This is a genomic window from Streptomyces sp. NPDC007872, assembly GCF_042868165.1.
Taxonomy (GTDB): Bacteria; Actinomycetota; Actinomycetes; order Streptomycetales; family Streptomycetaceae; genus Streptomyces.
In genome coordinates this window covers 312,924-328,364 of the sequence record NZ_JBIAEA010000006.1, presented here as the reverse complement: position 1 = coordinate 328,364, position 15,441 = coordinate 312,924, and the positions used below count along the sequence as shown (strand labels likewise).

Sequence of the window (15,441 nt, the reverse complement as noted above, 5' to 3'; positions counted from 1 at the left end):
ACGGGACGGCCCCGGGGACGTCCCGCCCGCCCCTTCCGAGGCCTCCCGCCCACCCCCTCGGGGCACGGGGGCCGACCACCTGTCCCGGACCGGCCCTCAGCGGTACAGCAGGTACTCCCTCCGCACCGCCCGGAAGGCCGCCAGGTCCTTCTGCCACGCCCCAACGACCTCGTCCGTGTCCGCGCCCGCGTCGATCAGGGTCCGCACCCGGGTCGAGCCGGTCAGCTTGTCGATCCAATCGTCCGGCCGCCAGGCGAAGCCGGACCACGAGCGGCGGGCGGTGACCAGGAGCCCGATCCCCGTCCGCACCGGGTCGAAGGCCTCCCGGTCGTGGACGTGCACCTGCACCCCGCCCACGGTCTTCCCCTGGAACTTGGAGAAGGCCGGTGCGAAGTACGCCTCGCGGAAGCGGACCCCGGGCAGGCCGAGCGCGTTCGCCGCCTCCGCCCACCGGCGGTCGATCCCCTCGGCGCCGAGGAGTTCGAAGGGGCGGGTGGTGCCCCGGCCCTCGGAGAGGTTGGTGCCCTCGAAGAGACAGGTGCCGGAGTAGACGAGCGCGGTCTCCGGCGTCGGCATGTTCGGGCTCGGCGGCACCCAGGGCAGCCCCGTGGAGTCGAAGAAGTCCGCCCGCCGCCACCCCGTCATGCGCACGGTCTCCAGGGCGACGGGCGCGGCCAGGAACTCGCCGTTGAAGAGCAGCGCCAGCTCGGCCACCGTCATGCCGTGCGCCTGCGCGATCGGCTCGCGCCCGACGAAGGTGGCGAACGCCCGGTCCAGGACGGGCCCGAGCGCCGCGCGCCCGGTCACCGGGTTCGGCCGGTCCAGGACCACGAACCGCTTCCCGGCGAGGGCGGCGGCCTCCATGCAGTCGTACAGCGTCCAGATGTAGGTGTAGAAGCGCGCGCCGGCGTCCTGGATGTCGAAGACGACCGTGTCCACCCCGGAGGCGGTGAAGACGTCCGCGAGCGGCCGTCCGCTCTTCAGGTACGTGTCGTGGACGGGCAGTCCGGTCGCCGGGTCGTCGTACCGGCCCTCCGAACCGCCCGCCTGGGCGGTCCCCCGGAAGCCGTGCTCGGGGCCGAAGACGGCGATCAGGTCCACCCGCTCGTCGGCGTGCATCACGTCCACGAGGTGGCGGGCGTCGGGGGTCACGCCGGTCGGGTTGGTGACGACGCCGACCCGCTGCCCGTCGAGCAGCGCGTACCCGTCCGCCGCGAGCCGCTCGAAACCGGTCCGCACCCGGCGCCGCCCGGCCTCCCGGCCCGAAGTCCCCGTCTCCCGCCCCGGAGCCCCCGTCTCCCGGCCCGGTGTCCCGGCGGCGGCCGGCCGCGCGGTCGCCACCGTCGCCCCCAGGGCGCCTCCGGCGGCCAGCAGACCCCGTCGCGACAGACCCATGCGCGAACCTCCTCGATCGCGGCCCCGGCCGGGGCGCATGACATGGGCACGCACGCTAGCGCTCCCGGCCGCCCGGGGGAACGAGGCGTGCGGAAGGCTCCTTCTTTCCGCCGGCCCTTCCTTCCTCCGACCCTTCCCTCTCCGCATACCGACCGGTTAGTCTGCCGAGATCGTCGTCCCGGAAGGGTCGGAGGGGCCGAACGGGCCGGAGAAGCCGGAGAGTCGCGGAGAGGTGGGTCCAGACATGGGCGCGGACACGGACGCAAGCACCACGGACACGGGTACGGACGCCCTCCGGGGCGCCGGAGTCGTCGTCACCGGCGCGGGCGGCGGCATCGGAGCCGCCCTCGCCCGCCGCTTCGCCGCCGAGGGCGCCCGCGTCGTCGTCAACGACCTGGACGCCGACCGGGTCAAGGCCGTCGCCGCCGGGATCGGCGCCCTCGCCGTCCCCGGTGACGCCTCCGCCGTCGTCGACGAGGCCCGCGAGGCCCTCGGCGGCACCGTCGACGTCTGGTGCGCCAACGCAGGCCTCTCCTCGCCCGGCGACGCCTTCGCCGACGAGGACGTCTGGGCCGCCGCCTGGGACGTCAACGTCATGGCCCACGTCCGCGCGGCCCGAGCCCTCCTCCCGGAGTGGCTGGAGCGCGGCAGCGGCCGCTTCGTCTCCACCGTCTCCGCCGCCGGGCTCCTCACCATGATCGGCGCCGCGCCGTACAGCGTCTCCAAGCACGGCGCGTACGCCTTCGCCGAGTGGCTCTCCCTCACCTACCGGCACCGCGGCCTCTCCGTGCACGCCATCTGCCCGCAGGGCGTCCGCACGGACATGCTCACCGCCGCCGGGAGCGCGGGCGAGCTGGTCCTCGCCCCCACCGCCATCGAGCCCGAGGACGTCGCCGACGCCCTGATCGACGCGATCGGGGCCGACCGCTTCCTCGTCCTGCCCCACCCCGAGGTCGCCGGCTACTACCGCAACCGGGCCACCGACCCCGAGCGCTGGCTCGGCACCATGAACCACGTCCAGCGGACCTGGGAGACGGGCGCCGGTCGGCCGTAGTCCCCGGCGGATGGGAAGATCTCCTGGCGGGAACACGTTTCCCTGACCGAAAACGATCACTGAAGACGACCACCGAAGACGATCACCGAAGAAGCACGAAGGAAGGCGGCGGAGCATGGCCAGGACGACGGAGGGGAACGGCGTCCCCGTCCCCCAGAGGCTCCTCGCCGCCGCCACCCGGCTCTTCGCGGAGCAGGGCTACGACCGCACCTCCGTCCAGGAGATCGTCGAGGCCGCCGGGGTCACCAAGGGCGCCCTCTACCACTACTTCGGCTCCAAGGAGGACCTCCTCCAGGAGGTCTACTCCCGGGTCCTGCGCCTCCAGCAGGAGCGGCTCGACGCCTTCGCCGACGCCGACGCGCCCGTGGAGGAGCGGCTGCGCGACGCCGCCGCCGACGTCGTCGTCACCACCATCGAGAACCTCGACGACGCCTCGATCTTCTTCCGCTCCATGCACCACCTGAGCCCGGAGAAGAACAAGCGGGTGCGGGCCGAGCGCCGCCGCTACCACGAGCGGTTCCGCGCCCTGATCGAGGAGGGCCAGAAGGCCGGGGTCTTCTCCTCCGCGACCCCCGCCGACCTGGTGGTCGACTACCACTTCGGCTCCGTGCACCACCTGTCCACCTGGTACCGCCCGGACGGCCCCCTCAGCCCCGAGCAGGTCGCCGGCCACCTCGCCGACCTCCTGCTCCGGGCCCTGCGCCCCTGACCGCACCCCTCCCGGGGTGCGGCCCGCGGACGCCCCTACAGGTACTTCTTCAGCTCCCGGCGCGCCAGGGACCGCTGGTGCACCTCGTCCGGCCCGTCCGCCAGCTTCAGCGTCCGCGCCGCCGCCCACAGCTCGGCCAGCGGGAAGTCCTGCGACACCCCGCCCGCGCCGTGCGCCTGCACGGCCTTGTCGATGATGTCGACCACCGCGCGCGGAGTCGCGATCTTGATGGCCTGGATCTCGGTGTGCGCGCCCCGGTTGCCGACGGTGTCCATGAGCCACGCCGTCTTGAGGACCAGCAGCCGCAACTGCTCGATGGTGACCCGGGCGTCCGCGATCCAGTTCTGCACGACGCCCTGCTGGGCGAGCGCCTTGCCGAAGGCGGTACGGGAGACCGCGCGCCGGCACATCAGCTCCACGGCCCGCTCCGCCATGCCGATCAGCCGCATGCAGTGGTGGATGCGGCCGGGACCGAGCCGGGCCTGCGCGATGGCGAAGCCGCCGCCCTCCTCGCCGACGAGGTTCGCGGCCGGGACGCGGACGCCGTCGAAGAGCACCTCGGCGTGGCCGCCGTGGTAGTGGTCCTCGTACCCGTACACCCGCATCGCGCGCCGCACCTCGACGCCCGGGGTGTCGCGCGGCACCAGGATCATCGACTGCTGGCGGCGGAGGTCGGTGCCGTCGGGGTCGGTCTTGCCCATGACGATGAAGACCTTGCAGTCGGGGTTCATCGCCCCGGAGATGTACCACTTGCGCCCGTCGACCACGTACGCGTCGCCGTCCCGCCGGATCCGGGTCTCGATGTTGGTGGCGTCGGAGGAGGCCACCTCGGGCTCGGTCATCGCGAACGCCGAGCGGATCTCGCCCGTCAGGAGCGGCTCCAGCCACTGCTTCTTCTGCGCCTCGTCGCCGAACTGGGCGAGCAGCTCCATGTTCCCGGTGTCCGGGGCGGCGCAGTTGAGGGCGGTCGGGGCCAGTTGCGGGCTGCGGCCGGTGATCTCGGCGAGCGGCGCGTACTGGAGGTTCGTCAGCCCCGCCCCGTACCCGGCATCGGGAAGGCTGTGCCGGTCCACGAAGAAAAGGTTCCACAGGCCCTGCCGCTTGGCCTCGGCCTTCAGCTCCCCGACCACCGCCGGGGTGTCCCACGGGGAGGCGAGCAGGGCGCGCTGCTCCTCGGCGACGGCCTCGGCCGGGTAGACGTGCTCGTCCATGAAGGCGAGCAGTCGCGCGCGGAGCTCCTCGGTGCGCGCGTCGTAGGCGAAGTCCATGGGGGTCAGCCCTCCTGAAGGGTGGTCAGGCCGTGTGCGATGAAGACGGGGACGAGTTCGCCGATGCGGTCGAAGCCGGCGCCGACCGTCTGGCCGAGGGTGTAGCGGTAGTGGATGCCCTCCAGGATCACGGCGAGCTTGAACCAGGCGAAGGCCGTGTACCAGGAGAGGGCGGAGGTGTCGCGGCCCGAGCGGGCCGCGTAGCGCTCGGCCAGCTCGGCGGCGCTCGGGTGCCCGGGAGCCGTGGCGGTCGTGGAGATCGGGGAGTCCGGCAGGTCCAGCGGGGTGCTGTACATGACGAGGAGGCCGAGGTCGGTGAGCGGGTCGCCGAGGGTGGACATCTCCCAGTCCAGGACGGCCCGGATCCGGTCGTCGGGGCCGACGAGGACGTTGTCGAGCCGGTAGTCGCCGTGGACCACGGTCGGCGGGGGAGAGGCGGGCAGCGCCCGGCCGAGGGCGGCGTGCAGCTCGTCGATCCCGGCCAGCTCCCGGCCGCGCGAGGCGTCGAGCTGCTTGCCCCAGCGCCGGAGCTGCCGGTCGAGGAAGCCGTCGGGGCGCCCGAAGTCGCCGAGCCCGACGGCGGCCGGGTCCACGGCGTGCAGGTCGACGAGGGTGTCGACCAGGCCGAGGACGGCGGCGCGGGTGCGCTCGGGGCCCAGCGGGCCGAGCTCGCGGGCCGAGCGGTACGGCGTTCCCTCGACGAACTCCATGACGTAGAAGGGCGCGCCGAGCACCGACTCGTCCTCGCAGAGCAGGACCGTCCCGGGGACGGGCACGTCCGTCGCGTGCAGGGCGCTGATCACCCGGTGCTCGCGCCGCATGTCGTGGGCGGTGGCCAGGACGTGGCCGAGCGGGGGCCTGCGGACGACCCAGCGGCCCGCGTCGGTGCCGTCGGTCACCGCGTACGTCAGGTTCGACCGCCCGCCCTCGATCAGCCGGGCTTCGAGGGGGCCGGCCACCAGACCGGGCCGCTCGCGGTCGAGGAAGCGGCGCAACCGCTCGGGGTCGAGGCCTGGCGGCGGGGCGGAACTCATCGGACGTACCTCCGGATCGGCTTCGGAATCGGCTTCGGACGGCATCGGCTGCGGTCGGCACTCATGATGACCGACCAGTCGGTATGTCGTCCAGAGGGGTGTCCGCCACACTCCGGCCGGAGGGCCGGACGCGAAGGGCGTGGGCGTGTGCCGGAGGGCCGGACGTGAAGGGCGTGTGCCGGGGGACCGGCCCCCGGCACACGCCCTTCACGCCCGGAACCCCTCCGTACGGCTCAGGCGTGGCAGGCCACTGGCACCCCGCCGTTCATCGCCGCCATGTCGCCGAGCACCGCGGCCAGGTCGAGCGGGTGCCCCTCCGGCAGTCCCTCCAGCTCCGCGTGGGCGCGGTGCAGGTTGGCCACCAGGCGCTCGCTCTCCCGCCACGCGGCGAACTCGCCGAGCTCCGCCCGCCGCGCCGTCTCCAGGGGCGTGTCCCCCCGCGCGTACCCCTCGGCGGCGAGGTCCCGCACCCACAGCAGGTACCGCTCCGTCGCGTCGTACGCGGAGGGGTCGGTCACCCGCCCGTGCCCCGGCACCACCGTCGGCGCGTCGAGCGAGCGCAGCAGGTCGAGCGCGCGCAGCGAACCGGCGAGCGACCCCATCGGCAGGAACGGCGTCCCGCCCTGGAAGACCAGATCGCCCGTGAAGACCACCCCCTGTTCCGGGAGGTGCACGATCGAGTCGCCCGTGGTGTGCGCGGTGCCCGGGTGGATCACCCGCACCTCGATCCCGGCGACGTGCACCGTCAGCCGGTCGGTGTACGTGACGGAGGGCGGGAGGATCTCGACCCGCCCGAAGTCGGTCTGCGGCCAGATCAGGTGGAGCTGGTGCCCGGCCGCGAGCTGCTCGGCCCGGCAGTTCTCGTGCCCCACGATCCGCGCCTCGGGGAGGAACACCCCGTTCCCGTAGGTGTGGTCCCCGTGGTGGTGGGTGGAGACGACGGTCCGGGGCAGCGGGAGCCCGGCGGCGAGGACCGCCTCGCGCAGCAGCAGGGCCCGCCGTTCGGTGGCGGCGGTGTCGACGAGCAGGGACTCGTCCGCGTCGCCGAGGAAGCCGGCGTTGTTCAGGCACCAGCCTCCGTCGGGCTGGACGAAGGCGTGGACGCGCGGAGCGAGGGTGACCACGTAGGGGTCGGTGGAAGACAAGGGATTCCCCCGGGTGAGAGCCGGACCTGACAGGGGGGAAGCGTGCCAGTCGGCCCCGGCCCGGGGGAAGGAGGGGTCGGGTCGTCCACCGGATCAGTGGTCGTCCCAGTGTCCGTCGTGCGCCGCGTGCCGGTGTCCGTCGTGCACGTAGTCGACGTGGTCGCCGTGCGTCACCGTCCGGTGGCCGCAGTCGGGCCCGTGCTCGTGCGCGTGCGCCTCGTGGGAGACGTGGCCGGCCGGCTCGCACTCGTCCCAGTGGCCCGCGTGCTCGCGGTGCAGGTGCCCGTCGTGCGCGTAGTCGACGTGGTCCCCGTGGTCCACCGCCCGGTGGCCGCAGTCCGGACCGTGGGCGTGGGCGTGCGTGGGGTGTTCGTGGTGGAGAACGGTCATCACATGGCCTCTGTGAGGGAGCTGCTGACCTTTCCAGGCTAGTCCGATGTGCCCGTCTCGTCCTGGTTCCGGAGGCGTGCCGCGCTCGTGTCCCGACGGGGTTCGTGTCCCGGTGCCGCGTCCCCGACAGGGCCCGTGTCCCGGTGCCGCGTCCGTGTCCCCTACGGGATCTCCGCCGCGTCCGTACCCCCGTGCCCCCGTGACGCGCCCCCGCCGGGCTCACCAGATCAGCGCCGCCCCGAAGAAGGCGAGACCGACGGTGCACGCGGCGGCGAGCAGCGCGCCCCGGTGGGTGAGCGGGCGCGGCCGGACCGCGTCCAGGGAGCGGATCCGGCGGTGGGCCACCGCCAGGAACAGGACCCACACGAGGGCGGAGAGGGCGAGCGCGGCTTGCCCCCGGGGCGTGGTGTCGTCCTGGACGGCCAGTTTGACGGCGAGCACCGCCACGACCGTGCAGGAGAGCGTGGTGCGCCGCCAGGCGAGCCGGGTCCGCTCCGGCTGGAGCCCGGGGTCCCGGGTCACCACCGCCCCGGTGTCGCCCGCTTCCGGGGGACCCGCCACTACCCGGCCCAGCCGAAGAGCACGACCACCACCATCGCGAGCGCCACCACGGCCACCGCGAGGCTGAGGACCGCCGGGAAGCGGGACGCCGGAAGGTCCTCGCCGCGCCGCATCGCCCGCTCGCAGCGCACCCAGTGGTTCACCGCGCGCAGGGCGCACAGGACCCCGGCCGCGAGCAGCGCGAGCGCGAGTCCGACCCGCACCCCCCACCGCAGGTCCGGCAGGAACTGGTCGACGGCGAAGCCGCCGCCGACCAGGGCGAGCGCGGTCCGGATCCAGGCGAGGAAGGTCCGTTCGTTGGCGAGGGAGAAGCGGTAGTCGGGGGTGTTCCCCTCGTCCCGGATCCGCTGCGGCGCGAACCAGAGCCGCAGACTCTGCACGAAATCGCTCACGTGTGCACCCTAACGGCCTGATCACCGGACCGCCCGACGCGCCGGAAGGCCGTGACCGGGCCCAGCGGCGACGGGCCCTCAGCCCCGTCCTTCCGCCGCGTGCGCCCGCAGCCGCTCGTACGCGGCGAGCCCGTCCGGCACCCATTCCCACGCGCCGAGCCGCGCGGCCAGCTCGTCCTCCGTCAGGAAGGCGTGCCAGGCGACCTCCTCGACCTGCGGGTCCACCGGCAGCTCGCAGCGGACCTCGTACACGGCCGACCACCACCTCCCGGCCACGCCCCCGGAGTCGTACAGGAAGCGCAGCACCGGCTCGGGGCGGGGGAGTCCCCGTACCCCCAGCTCCTCCTCGGCCTCGCGCAGCGCGGCCTTGTCGTAGGACTCGCCCGCGCCGACGACACCGCCGACGAACATGTCGTACATCGAGGGGAAGACCAGCTTCGTCGGCGTCCTGCGGTGGACGAAGACCCTGCCGTCGGCGTCCCGGACCCGGATGAAGACGCAGCGGTGGATCAGGCCCCGCGCGTACACCTCACCGCGCGGGGCCCGCCCGATCACCCGGTCCTGCTCGTCGACGACGTCGAGAATCTCTTCGGCGGAACTCATGCCGCCATCCAAGCAAAGCCGTCCGAGCGAAGCAGTCCGGGCGAAGCCGTCCAAGCAAAGCCGTCCGAGCGAAGCCGTCCGGGCGAAGCCGCGCGGCCCCGCCTCACTGCCCCATGACGTACTTGACCGTCGGACCGGTCGTCCAGCCGCCGTCCACCGCCAGCTCGGCGCCCGTCACGTACGAGGCGGCGTCCGAGAGCAGGAAGACGACCGCGCCCGCGATCTCGCCGGCCTCGCCGACCCGGCCCATCGGGGTGTTCGGGTACTTGCCCTCGCCGCGCTCGATGCCGACGGAGGCGGTCATCGGGGTGTACGTCATGCCCGGGTGGACGGAGTTGACGCGGATCCGCGCCGTGCCGAGCTCCACCGCGCCGATCTTCGTCAGACCGCGCACGCCCCACTTGGAGGCGCCGTAACCGGCCGTCAGCGCCAGGCCCATCAGGCCGGCGGCCGAGGAGATGTTGACGATCGAGCCGCCGCCCGCCTCCCGCATCGCGGGGACCACGGCCTTCATGCCGATGAAGACGCCGGTCAGGTTGATGTCGAGGACCTTGCGGAAGTGCTCGACGGACTCGGTCTCCAGGAGGGTGCCGGTGGATATGCCGGCGTTGTTCACCAGGCCGTGCAGTCCGCCGAACTCCGCCACCGCGTACGCGACGGCCGCCGCCCACTCCTCCTCGGAGGTCACGTCGTGGTGGAGGAACCGGGCCCGCTCGCCGAGCTCCCCGGCGGTCGCCCTCCCCTCCTCGTCCAGGACGTCGGTGAGCACGACGTTCGCTCCGGCGGCCACGGCCTGCCGGGCGGCCTCGGCGCCCAGGCCCCGGGCGCCGCCGGTGACGAGGACGGTCCTGCCGGTGAGGTCGTTCATGAGGGGTCCTTCCGTTCGTCCGCCGGCTCCGGCCGGGGGGCGTGGAGCAGGGCGGTGGTGGTCTCGGCGAGGTCCGCGAGGAAGAGCACCTCGCCGGTGAGGGGTTCGGTGCCGTCCAGGTACTGCCGGGCCCGGTCCGCCAGGGCCGCGCCGACCACGGTCAGCGCCAGGTCGAGGCGTTCCAGGAGCAGCGGCTCGGGCAGCCCGGTGGCGGCGAGGCGGTCCGCGATCCGCTCGATCAGGCGCCAGTAGCCGGTGCCGGCGAGCGTGGGGTGGGGCGTGCGGGCGCGGACCCCGCTCTCGTGGCTGAGCTGCGCGGAGATCCGCAGGCAGCGCCGGCCCCGCTCGGTGCGCAACTCGCCGGCCTCGGCCGCGACCAGGGCCGTGACCAGCCCCTTCAGGTCCCCGTCCGCGCCCTCCAGGAGCGGCGCGAGGACCGCCTCCGTACGGGCCTGGCGCCCGGCCATCACGGCGTCGAGCAGCCCGGCGCGCGAGCCGAAGTGGTACTGCACGGCGGAGGGGTTCGCCTGTCCGGCGCGGGCCACGACGTCCCGCAACTGCGCGCCGTGGACGCCCTGGGAGGCGAAGAGCTCCTCCGCCGCGCGGATCAGTTTCTCCCGGGTCTCGGGTCCCGACGTCCTGGCCATACGACCATATTAATGCTGAGCATTAAAAAAGCGAGAAGGATCCTCCGGCGCGGAGAAAGGGCTCGAACGGTTGACTGGATACACCGGTGTATCCAAGATGCGGTCCATGTCCTACGACGCTGACGTGATCGTCATCGGGGCCGGCCTCGCCGGACTCGTCGCCACCGCCGAGCTGGTCGACGCCGGCCGCACCGTGATCCTCCTCGACCAGGAACCCGAACAGTCCCTCGGCGGCCAGGCCCACTGGTCCTTCGGCGGCCTCTTCCTGGTCGACTCGCCCGAACAGCGCCGGATGCGCGTCAAGGACAGCCACGCCCTGGCCCTCCAGGACTGGTACGGCACCGCCGGCTTCGACCGCACCGAGGACCACTGGCCGAGGAAGTGGGCCGAGGCGTACGTCGACTTCGCGGCCGGCGAGAAGCGCGCCTGGCTCCACGCGCGCGGGGTGCGGTTCTTCCCCGTCGTCGGCTGGGCCGAGCGCGGCGGCTACGACGCCACCGGGCACGGCAACTCCGTCCCCCGCTTCCACATCACCTGGGGCACGGGCCCCGGCCTCGTCGCCCCCTTCGAGCGGAAGGTCCGCGAGGGCGTCGCCCGGGGCCTCGTCCGGTTCCGCTTCCGCCACCGCGTCACCGGCCTCGGCCGCACCGCCGGAGCCGTCGACACCGTCACCGGCGAGGTCCTGGCACCCTCCGCCGTCCCGCGCGGCACCGCCAGCGGCCGCGAGGTCACCGGCTCCTTCGAGCTGCGCGCCCAGGCCGTGATCGTCACCTCCGGCGGCATCGGCGGCAACCACGACCTCGTCCGCGCCCAGTGGCCCGCCCGCCTCGGCACCCCGCCCGCCAAGCTGCTCTCCGGCGTCCCCGCGCACGTCGACGGCCTCATGCTCGGCATCGCCGAGAAGGCCGGCGCCAGCCACATCAACCGCGACCGGATGTGGCACTACACCGAGGGCATCGAGAACTGGAACCCCATCTGGGCCCGCCACGGCATCCGCATCCTGCCCGGCCCGTCCTCCCTCTGGCTCGACGCCACCGGCAAGCGGCTGCCCGTGCCGCTCTTCCCCGGCTTCGACACCCTCGGCACCCTCGAACACATCGTGCGGACCGGCCACGACCACACCTGGTTCGTCCTCGACAAGAAGATCATCGGCAAGGAGTTCGCCCTCTCGGGCTCCGAGCAGAACCCCGACCTGACCGGCAAGTCGGTCCGCGGCGTCATCGGCCGCGCGCGGGCGGACGTCCCGGGGCCCGTCCAGGCCTTCATGGACAAGGGCGTCGACTTCGTCGTGGAGAAGGACCTCTCCGCCCTCGTCCGGGGCATGAACGCGCTCACCGGCGAGCCACTGATCGACGAGGCCGCCCTGCGCCGCGAGATCACCGCCCGCGACCGCGAGATCGCCAACCCCTTCACCAAGGACCTCCAGGTCACGGCGGTCCGGGGCGCCCGCACGTACCTCGGCGACAAGCTCATCCGCACGGCGGCCCCGCACCGTATCCTGGACCCCGGCGCGGGCCCGCTGATCGCCGTGCGCCTCAACATCCTCACCCGCAAGTCCCTCGGCGGCCTGGAGACCGACCTCGACTCCCGCGTCCTGACGGAGGGCGGCGGACCCCTGGAAGGCGTCTACGCGGCGGGCGAGGCGGCCGGCTTCGGCGGCGGAGGCGTCCACGGCTACCGCTCCCTCGAAGGCACCTTCCTCGGCGGCTGCGTCTTCTCGGGCCGCGCGGCGGGGCGGGCGGCGGCGAGGGCGGTGGGCTGACGGAACGGGCCCGGCCCGGCGACCGGGTCTCCGGAGAAGCCCCGCGTCAGGCCTCGTGCCGGGCCCCGCACCAGGCCTTGTGCCGGACCCCGCACCAGGCCTCGTGCCGGGCTCCGCGTCAGGCCCCGCCTCGGCCCTCCCGGAGCACCTCCACCACCCGGAACCACTCCACCACCAGCATCGTGTCCCCGTCCACCACGAACTCCGGGTCCCCCAGCGCCTCCCGCATCTCCCCGCCGTGCCAGAACGCCTCGTGGCCCGCGCGCCACTCCTCGACCGACCGGTGGCCCTCGCCCTCGGCGAGCGCGAGGCGGAGGTCCGCGTCGCGCAGGGGCAGGACCTGGACCTCCGTGATCTCCACGACCGCCACCTCGCGGCCGTCCGAGTCGACGACCGCCGAGCGTTCGCCGACCTCGGGCAGCTCCTCCTTCTCGGCCTCGTACTCCAGGAGGAGCCCCGTCGTGGCGGTCTTCTCGCCGGAGAGGACCGCCGCGACGAGCCGGTCCCGCAGGGGGCCGGGGAAGGCGAGCAGGAAGGGCTTGAGCGCGTGAGGGCCGGTCATGGCCGACAGTCTGTCAGCCGTGACCGGCCCTCACCCTTCGTTTCCGGCGGCGCTACAGCACCAGCGACAGCAGCAGCACGAACACGATGCCCACGACCGAGATGATCGTCTCCATCACCGACCAGGTCTTGATCGTCTGGCCGACGTTCATGCCGAAGTACTCCTTCACCAGCCAGAACCCGGCGTCGTTGACGTGGCTGAAGAAGAGCGAACCGGCACCGATCGCGAGGACCAGCAGCGCCGTCTCGCCCGTCGACATGCCCTCCGCCAGCGGAGCCACGAGCCCCGCCGCCGAGATCGTCGCCACCGTCGCCGAGCCCGTCGCGAGCCGGATCGCGACCGCGATCAGCCAGGCGAGCAGCAGGGCCGGGATGGACCAGCTCTCGGAGAAGTCCAGGATCATCTGCCCGACGCCGATGTCGATCAGGGTCTGCTTGAAGCCGCCGCCCGCGCCGACGATCATCAGGACGCCCGCGATCGGGGCGAGGGACTTCTCGACGGTCGAGGACAGCCGCTCCTTGGTGAAGCCGGCCGCCCGGCCCAGGGTGAAGAGCGCGACTATGACGGCGGCGAGCAGCGCGATCAGCGGCGAGCCGATGACGTCGGTGACCTTCTGGACGCCGTTCTCAGGGTCGTCCACGACGATGTCGACGAGCGCCTTCACCAGCATCAGGACGACCGGGAGCAGCACGGTCGCGACGGTGACGCCGAAGCCGGGACGCTTCTCCAGGTCCTCCGAGGGGCGCGTCGCCCCGTCAAGAGAACCCAGCATGTTCTCGGGGGCCTTGATGTCCACCCAGCGGGCCGCGTACCGGGAGAAGACCGGACCGGCGATGATCACGGTCGGGATCGCGACGACGAGGCCCAGGGCGAGGGTGACGCCCAGGTTGGCGCCGACGGCGTCGATCGCGACGAGCGGGCCGGGGTGCGGCGGGATGAGCCCGTGCATCACGGAGAGGCCGGCGAGGGCCGGGATGCCGATCCGCATCAGGGAGTAGTTGCCGCGCTTGGCGACGAGCAGCACGACCGGGATCAGCAGCACGATGCCGACCTCGAAGAAGAGCGGCAGGCCGATCACGGAGGCGATGAGCACCATCGCCCAGGGCATGGCCCGGCCGCTCGCCTTCGCCAGGATCGTGTCGACGATCTGGTCGGCGCCGCCGGAGTCCGCGAGCAGCTTGCCGAGGATGGCGCCGAGGGCGATCAGCACGCCCACGCCGGCGACGGTGGCGCCGAGGCCGGTGGTGAAGGACTTGATGGTGTCCGCGAGCGGCGCGCCCGCGAACGCGCCGAGCGCCAGCGACCCGATGGTCAGCGCCAGGAACGCGTGCAGCTTGAACTTGGTGATGAGCAGGACGATGACGGCGATGCCGGCGAGCACGGCGATTCCGAGCTGGGCGTTGCCTGCCGAGGTGATCGGTTCGGCGGCGTCCGCTGCCAGGATCTCGACGCTGAGACTGGTCACGGTGGTGTCCTTCGTACGGGCAGGAGGAAGAGGGGCGGAGGGGGTCAGGCGGTCCGGCCGCGCAGGGCGGCGACGGCGCGGGCGGTGATCTCCCCGGGGGTGCCGGACACGTCGACGGCGACGCCGGCCTCGTCGTCCTGGAGCGGCTCCAGGGTGGCGAGCTGGGAATCGAGCAGCGCCGTCGGCATGAAGTGCCCCTTGCGCGCGGCCATCCGGCCCTCGATGAGCTCCCGGTCGCCGGTCAGATGCAGGAAGACGACGCCGGGCGCCGCGGCACGCAGCCGGTCCCGGTACGCCCGCTTCAGCGCGGAGCTGCTCACCACGCCGCCGAGCCCCGCCCGGCCGTGCGCCCACTCCCCGATGGCGTCGAGCCAGGGGCCCCGGTCCTCGTCGTCCAGCGGGACGCCGGCCGACATCTTGGCCACGTTCGCCGCCGGGTGGAAGTCGTCGCCCTCGGCGTAGGGGAGGCCGAGGGCCTCGGCGACCAGCGGACCGATGGTGGTCTTGCCGGTCCCCGAGACGCCCATCACGACGACGACGGGAGGGGCCTGGGGAGTGCTGCTCATGGGGTGCCTCGCTGTCTTCTTCGACATCGATTCCGTTGTCCGTCGTGCTCATGAAACCCATGGGGTACGACGTATTCAAGGGACTGTGACATAAAAGTAGTACTTTTAATTCCGGATCCTGCTCCGGATCCTGCTCCGGATCCTGCTCCGGGGGTCGCTCCGGCCCCCGGCCCTGCCGCACCCGCCCCCGTTCCCGCCACGTCCGCCCCCGGTTCCGCCGCGTCCGTCCCCGCTTCCGCTGTGTCCACCCCCGCGTACCCGCATAGGCTGGCCCCCATGACGACACAGGCCCAGGGGCTTCACTCCCACGTCCTGGCCACCCTGGGCCTCGCGATCACCGCGGGGGAGTACCCGCCCGGCACCGTGCTGCGCACCGACGAGCTCGCCCGGCGCTTCGACGTCTCCCGGACCGTGGTCCGCGAGGTCGTCCGGGTCCTGGAGTCCATGTACCTCGTCGAGTCCCGCCGCCGCGTCGGCGTGACCGTGCTCCCCACCGCGAGCTGGAACGTGTACGACCCCCAGGTCATCCGCTGGCGCCTGGCCGGCGCCGACCGCCCCCGCCAGCTCCGCTCGCTCACCGTGCTGCGCTCCGCCGTCGAGCCCGTCGCCGCCGGCCTGGCGGCCCTGAACGCCACCCCCGAGCAGTGCCGCGAGCTCACCGAGCAGGCCCTCGGCATGGTCGCCACCTCGCGCGGCCGGCGCCTGGAGGAGTACCTCGTCCACGACATCGCCTTCCACCGGGTCGTCCTCGACGCCTCCGGCAACGAGATGTTCGCCCGCCTCGGCGACGTCGTCGCGGAGGTCCTCACCGGCCGCACCCACCACCACGTGATGTTCGAGGACCCCGACCCGGCCGCCGTCACCCTCCACGTCCGGGTCGCCGAGGCCGTACGGGAGCGGGACGCGGCCCGCGCCGAGGAGCTGACCCGGCAGATCGCGGTCGGCGCCCTCCAGGAGCTGGACGTCCTCGCGCCGTGAGAACCGGACGCAAGCTCTGAACTAGCTCAAATATGGGCGTTC

Annotated in this window: 17 protein-coding genes; 4 read left to right on the top strand and 13 right to left on the bottom strand. The window is 73.2% G+C overall.

Going from position 1 to position 15,441, the window contains the following annotated elements; all coding sequences use genetic code 11:
- Window positions 1-96 precede the first annotated feature (96 nt).
- Window positions 97-1,395, bottom strand: a complete 1,299-nt coding sequence (locus ACFYNX_RS23375) for an exo-beta-N-acetylmuramidase NamZ domain-containing protein (protein WP_388663765.1) — start codon at window positions 1,393-1,395, stop codon at window positions 97-99.
- A gap of 244 nt (window positions 1,396-1,639) precedes the next feature.
- On the opposite strand from ACFYNX_RS23375, the gene ACFYNX_RS23370 reads away from it, so the two are divergent.
- Entirely contained in the window at window positions 1,640-2,449 is an 810-nt protein-coding gene (locus ACFYNX_RS23370; RefSeq protein WP_388663763.1) for an SDR family oxidoreductase, read from the top strand.
- A 115-nt stretch (window positions 2,450-2,564) separates the two neighbouring features.
- Window positions 2,565-3,158: a TetR/AcrR family transcriptional regulator gene (locus tag ACFYNX_RS23365; RefSeq protein ID WP_125664713.1), complete on the top strand. Its 594-nt coding sequence runs from the start codon at window positions 2,565-2,567 to the stop codon at window positions 3,156-3,158.
- Between the two features lie 35 nt (window positions 3,159-3,193).
- Here the strand turns inward: ACFYNX_RS23365 and ACFYNX_RS23360 are convergent, their stop codons facing one another.
- From ACFYNX_RS23360 to ACFYNX_RS23320, 9 genes are all read right to left on the bottom strand, one after another.
- On the bottom strand, window positions 3,194-4,426 hold the full coding sequence (locus tag ACFYNX_RS23360; RefSeq protein WP_388663761.1) for an acyl-CoA dehydrogenase family protein: 1,233 nt from the start codon (window positions 4,424-4,426) through the stop codon (window positions 3,194-3,196).
- 5 nt (window positions 4,427-4,431) lie between these two features.
- The gene (locus tag ACFYNX_RS23355) at window positions 4,432-5,460 is read right to left on the bottom strand and encodes a phosphotransferase family protein (protein ID WP_365540034.1); all 1,029 of its coding nucleotides are present in this window, start codon (window positions 5,458-5,460) and stop codon (window positions 4,432-4,434) included.
- Between the two features lie 233 nt (window positions 5,461-5,693).
- Window positions 5,694-6,605, bottom strand: coding sequence for an MBL fold metallo-hydrolase (locus ACFYNX_RS23350; RefSeq protein ID WP_365540033.1), 912 nt, complete (start codon window positions 6,603-6,605; stop codon window positions 5,694-5,696).
- A 93-nt stretch (window positions 6,606-6,698) separates the two neighbouring features.
- Window positions 6,699-6,995, bottom strand: coding sequence for a hypothetical protein (locus ACFYNX_RS23345; RefSeq protein ID WP_388663758.1), 297 nt, complete (start codon window positions 6,993-6,995; stop codon window positions 6,699-6,701).
- A gap of 219 nt (window positions 6,996-7,214) precedes the next feature.
- Window positions 7,215-7,520 (bottom strand): DUF202 domain-containing protein, encoded by a 306-nt coding sequence (locus ACFYNX_RS23340; RefSeq protein WP_388663756.1) that lies wholly within the window; start codon window positions 7,518-7,520, stop codon window positions 7,215-7,217.
- A 35-nt stretch (window positions 7,521-7,555) separates the two neighbouring features.
- Complete coding sequence (locus ACFYNX_RS23335) at window positions 7,556-7,948, bottom strand: YidH family protein (RefSeq protein WP_125664703.1); 393 nt, start codon at window positions 7,946-7,948, stop codon at window positions 7,556-7,558.
- 78 nt (window positions 7,949-8,026) lie between these two features.
- The gene (locus tag ACFYNX_RS23330) at window positions 8,027-8,551 is read right to left on the bottom strand and encodes an NUDIX hydrolase (RefSeq protein ID WP_388663755.1); all 525 of its coding nucleotides are present in this window, start codon (window positions 8,549-8,551) and stop codon (window positions 8,027-8,029) included.
- A gap of 103 nt (window positions 8,552-8,654) precedes the next feature.
- Window positions 8,655-9,419 (bottom strand): glucose 1-dehydrogenase, encoded by a 765-nt coding sequence (locus ACFYNX_RS23325; protein ID WP_388663754.1) that lies wholly within the window; start codon window positions 9,417-9,419, stop codon window positions 8,655-8,657.
- Complete coding sequence (locus tag ACFYNX_RS23320) at window positions 9,416-10,066, bottom strand: TetR/AcrR family transcriptional regulator (RefSeq protein WP_388663752.1); 651 nt, start codon at window positions 10,064-10,066, stop codon at window positions 9,416-9,418. Before ACFYNX_RS23320 ends, ACFYNX_RS23325 begins: the two co-directional genes overlap by 4 nt.
- Window positions 10,067-10,172: 106 nt before the next feature.
- Here ACFYNX_RS23320 and ACFYNX_RS23315 point away from each other — a divergent pair, with 106 nt between their 5' ends.
- Window positions 10,173-11,828, top strand: a complete 1,656-nt coding sequence (locus ACFYNX_RS23315) for an FAD-binding dehydrogenase (protein WP_388663750.1) — start codon at window positions 10,173-10,175, stop codon at window positions 11,826-11,828.
- Window positions 11,829-11,946: 118 nt separating this feature from the next.
- On the opposite strand, the gene ACFYNX_RS23310 is transcribed toward ACFYNX_RS23315, so the two are convergent.
- The 3 genes from ACFYNX_RS23310 to ACFYNX_RS23300 are packed head-to-tail and all read right to left on the bottom strand — an operon-like array spanning window position 11,947 to window position 14,421.
- On the bottom strand, window positions 11,947-12,390 hold the full coding sequence (locus ACFYNX_RS23310) for an ASCH domain-containing protein (RefSeq protein ID WP_388663748.1): 444 nt from the start codon (window positions 12,388-12,390) through the stop codon (window positions 11,947-11,949).
- A 52-nt stretch (window positions 12,391-12,442) separates the two neighbouring features.
- Complete coding sequence (locus ACFYNX_RS23305; RefSeq protein ID WP_365540026.1) at window positions 12,443-13,855, bottom strand: gluconate:H+ symporter; 1,413 nt, start codon at window positions 13,853-13,855, stop codon at window positions 12,443-12,445.
- A gap of 44 nt (window positions 13,856-13,899) precedes the next feature.
- Window positions 13,900-14,421: a gluconokinase gene (locus ACFYNX_RS23300; protein ID WP_356546191.1), complete on the bottom strand. Its 522-nt coding sequence runs from the start codon at window positions 14,419-14,421 to the stop codon at window positions 13,900-13,902.
- 276 nt (window positions 14,422-14,697) lie between these two features.
- Between ACFYNX_RS23300 and ACFYNX_RS23295 the strand changes: the two genes are divergently transcribed.
- Entirely contained in the window at window positions 14,698-15,399 is a 702-nt protein-coding gene (locus tag ACFYNX_RS23295; protein WP_365540025.1) for an FCD domain-containing protein, read from the top strand.
- The last annotated feature ends 42 nt before the right edge of the window (window positions 15,400-15,441 follow it).

Bases quoted from the DNA above. Each gene is read 5' to 3' on its own strand.
- ACFYNX_RS23375 (WP_388663765.1), bottom strand. From the start codon at position 1,395: ATGGGTCTGTCGCGACGGGGTCTGCTGGCCGCCGGAGGCGCCCTGGGG.
- ACFYNX_RS23370 (WP_388663763.1), top strand. From the start codon at position 1,640: ATGGGCGCGGACACGGACGCAAGCACCACGGACACGGGTACGGACGCC.
- ACFYNX_RS23365 (WP_125664713.1), top strand. From the start codon at position 2,565: ATGGCCAGGACGACGGAGGGGAACGGCGTCCCCGTCCCCCAGAGGCTC.
- ACFYNX_RS23360 (WP_388663761.1), bottom strand. From the start codon at position 4,426: ATGGACTTCGCCTACGACGCGCGCACCGAGGAGCTCCGCGCGCGACTG.
- ACFYNX_RS23355 (WP_365540034.1), bottom strand. From the start codon at position 5,460: ATGAGTTCCGCCCCGCCGCCAGGCCTCGACCCCGAGCGGTTGCGCCGC.
- ACFYNX_RS23345 (WP_388663758.1), bottom strand. From the start codon at position 6,995: ATGACCGTTCTCCACCACGAACACCCCACGCACGCCCACGCCCACGGT.
- ACFYNX_RS23330 (WP_388663755.1), bottom strand. From the start codon at position 8,551: ATGAGTTCCGCCGAAGAGATTCTCGACGTCGTCGACGAGCAGGACCGG.
- ACFYNX_RS23325 (WP_388663754.1), bottom strand. From the start codon at position 9,419: ATGAACGACCTCACCGGCAGGACCGTCCTCGTCACCGGCGGCGCCCGG.
- ACFYNX_RS23320 (WP_388663752.1), bottom strand. From the start codon at position 10,066: ATGGCCAGGACGTCGGGACCCGAGACCCGGGAGAAACTGATCCGCGCG.
- ACFYNX_RS23315 (WP_388663750.1), top strand. From the start codon at position 10,173: ATGTCCTACGACGCTGACGTGATCGTCATCGGGGCCGGCCTCGCCGGA.
- ACFYNX_RS23310 (WP_388663748.1), bottom strand. From the start codon at position 12,390: ATGACCGGCCCTCACGCGCTCAAGCCCTTCCTGCTCGCCTTCCCCGGC.
- ACFYNX_RS23300 (WP_356546191.1), bottom strand. From the start codon at position 14,421: ATGAGCAGCACTCCCCAGGCCCCTCCCGTCGTCGTCGTGATGGGCGTC.
- ACFYNX_RS23295 (WP_365540025.1), top strand. From the start codon at position 14,698: ATGACGACACAGGCCCAGGGGCTTCACTCCCACGTCCTGGCCACCCTG.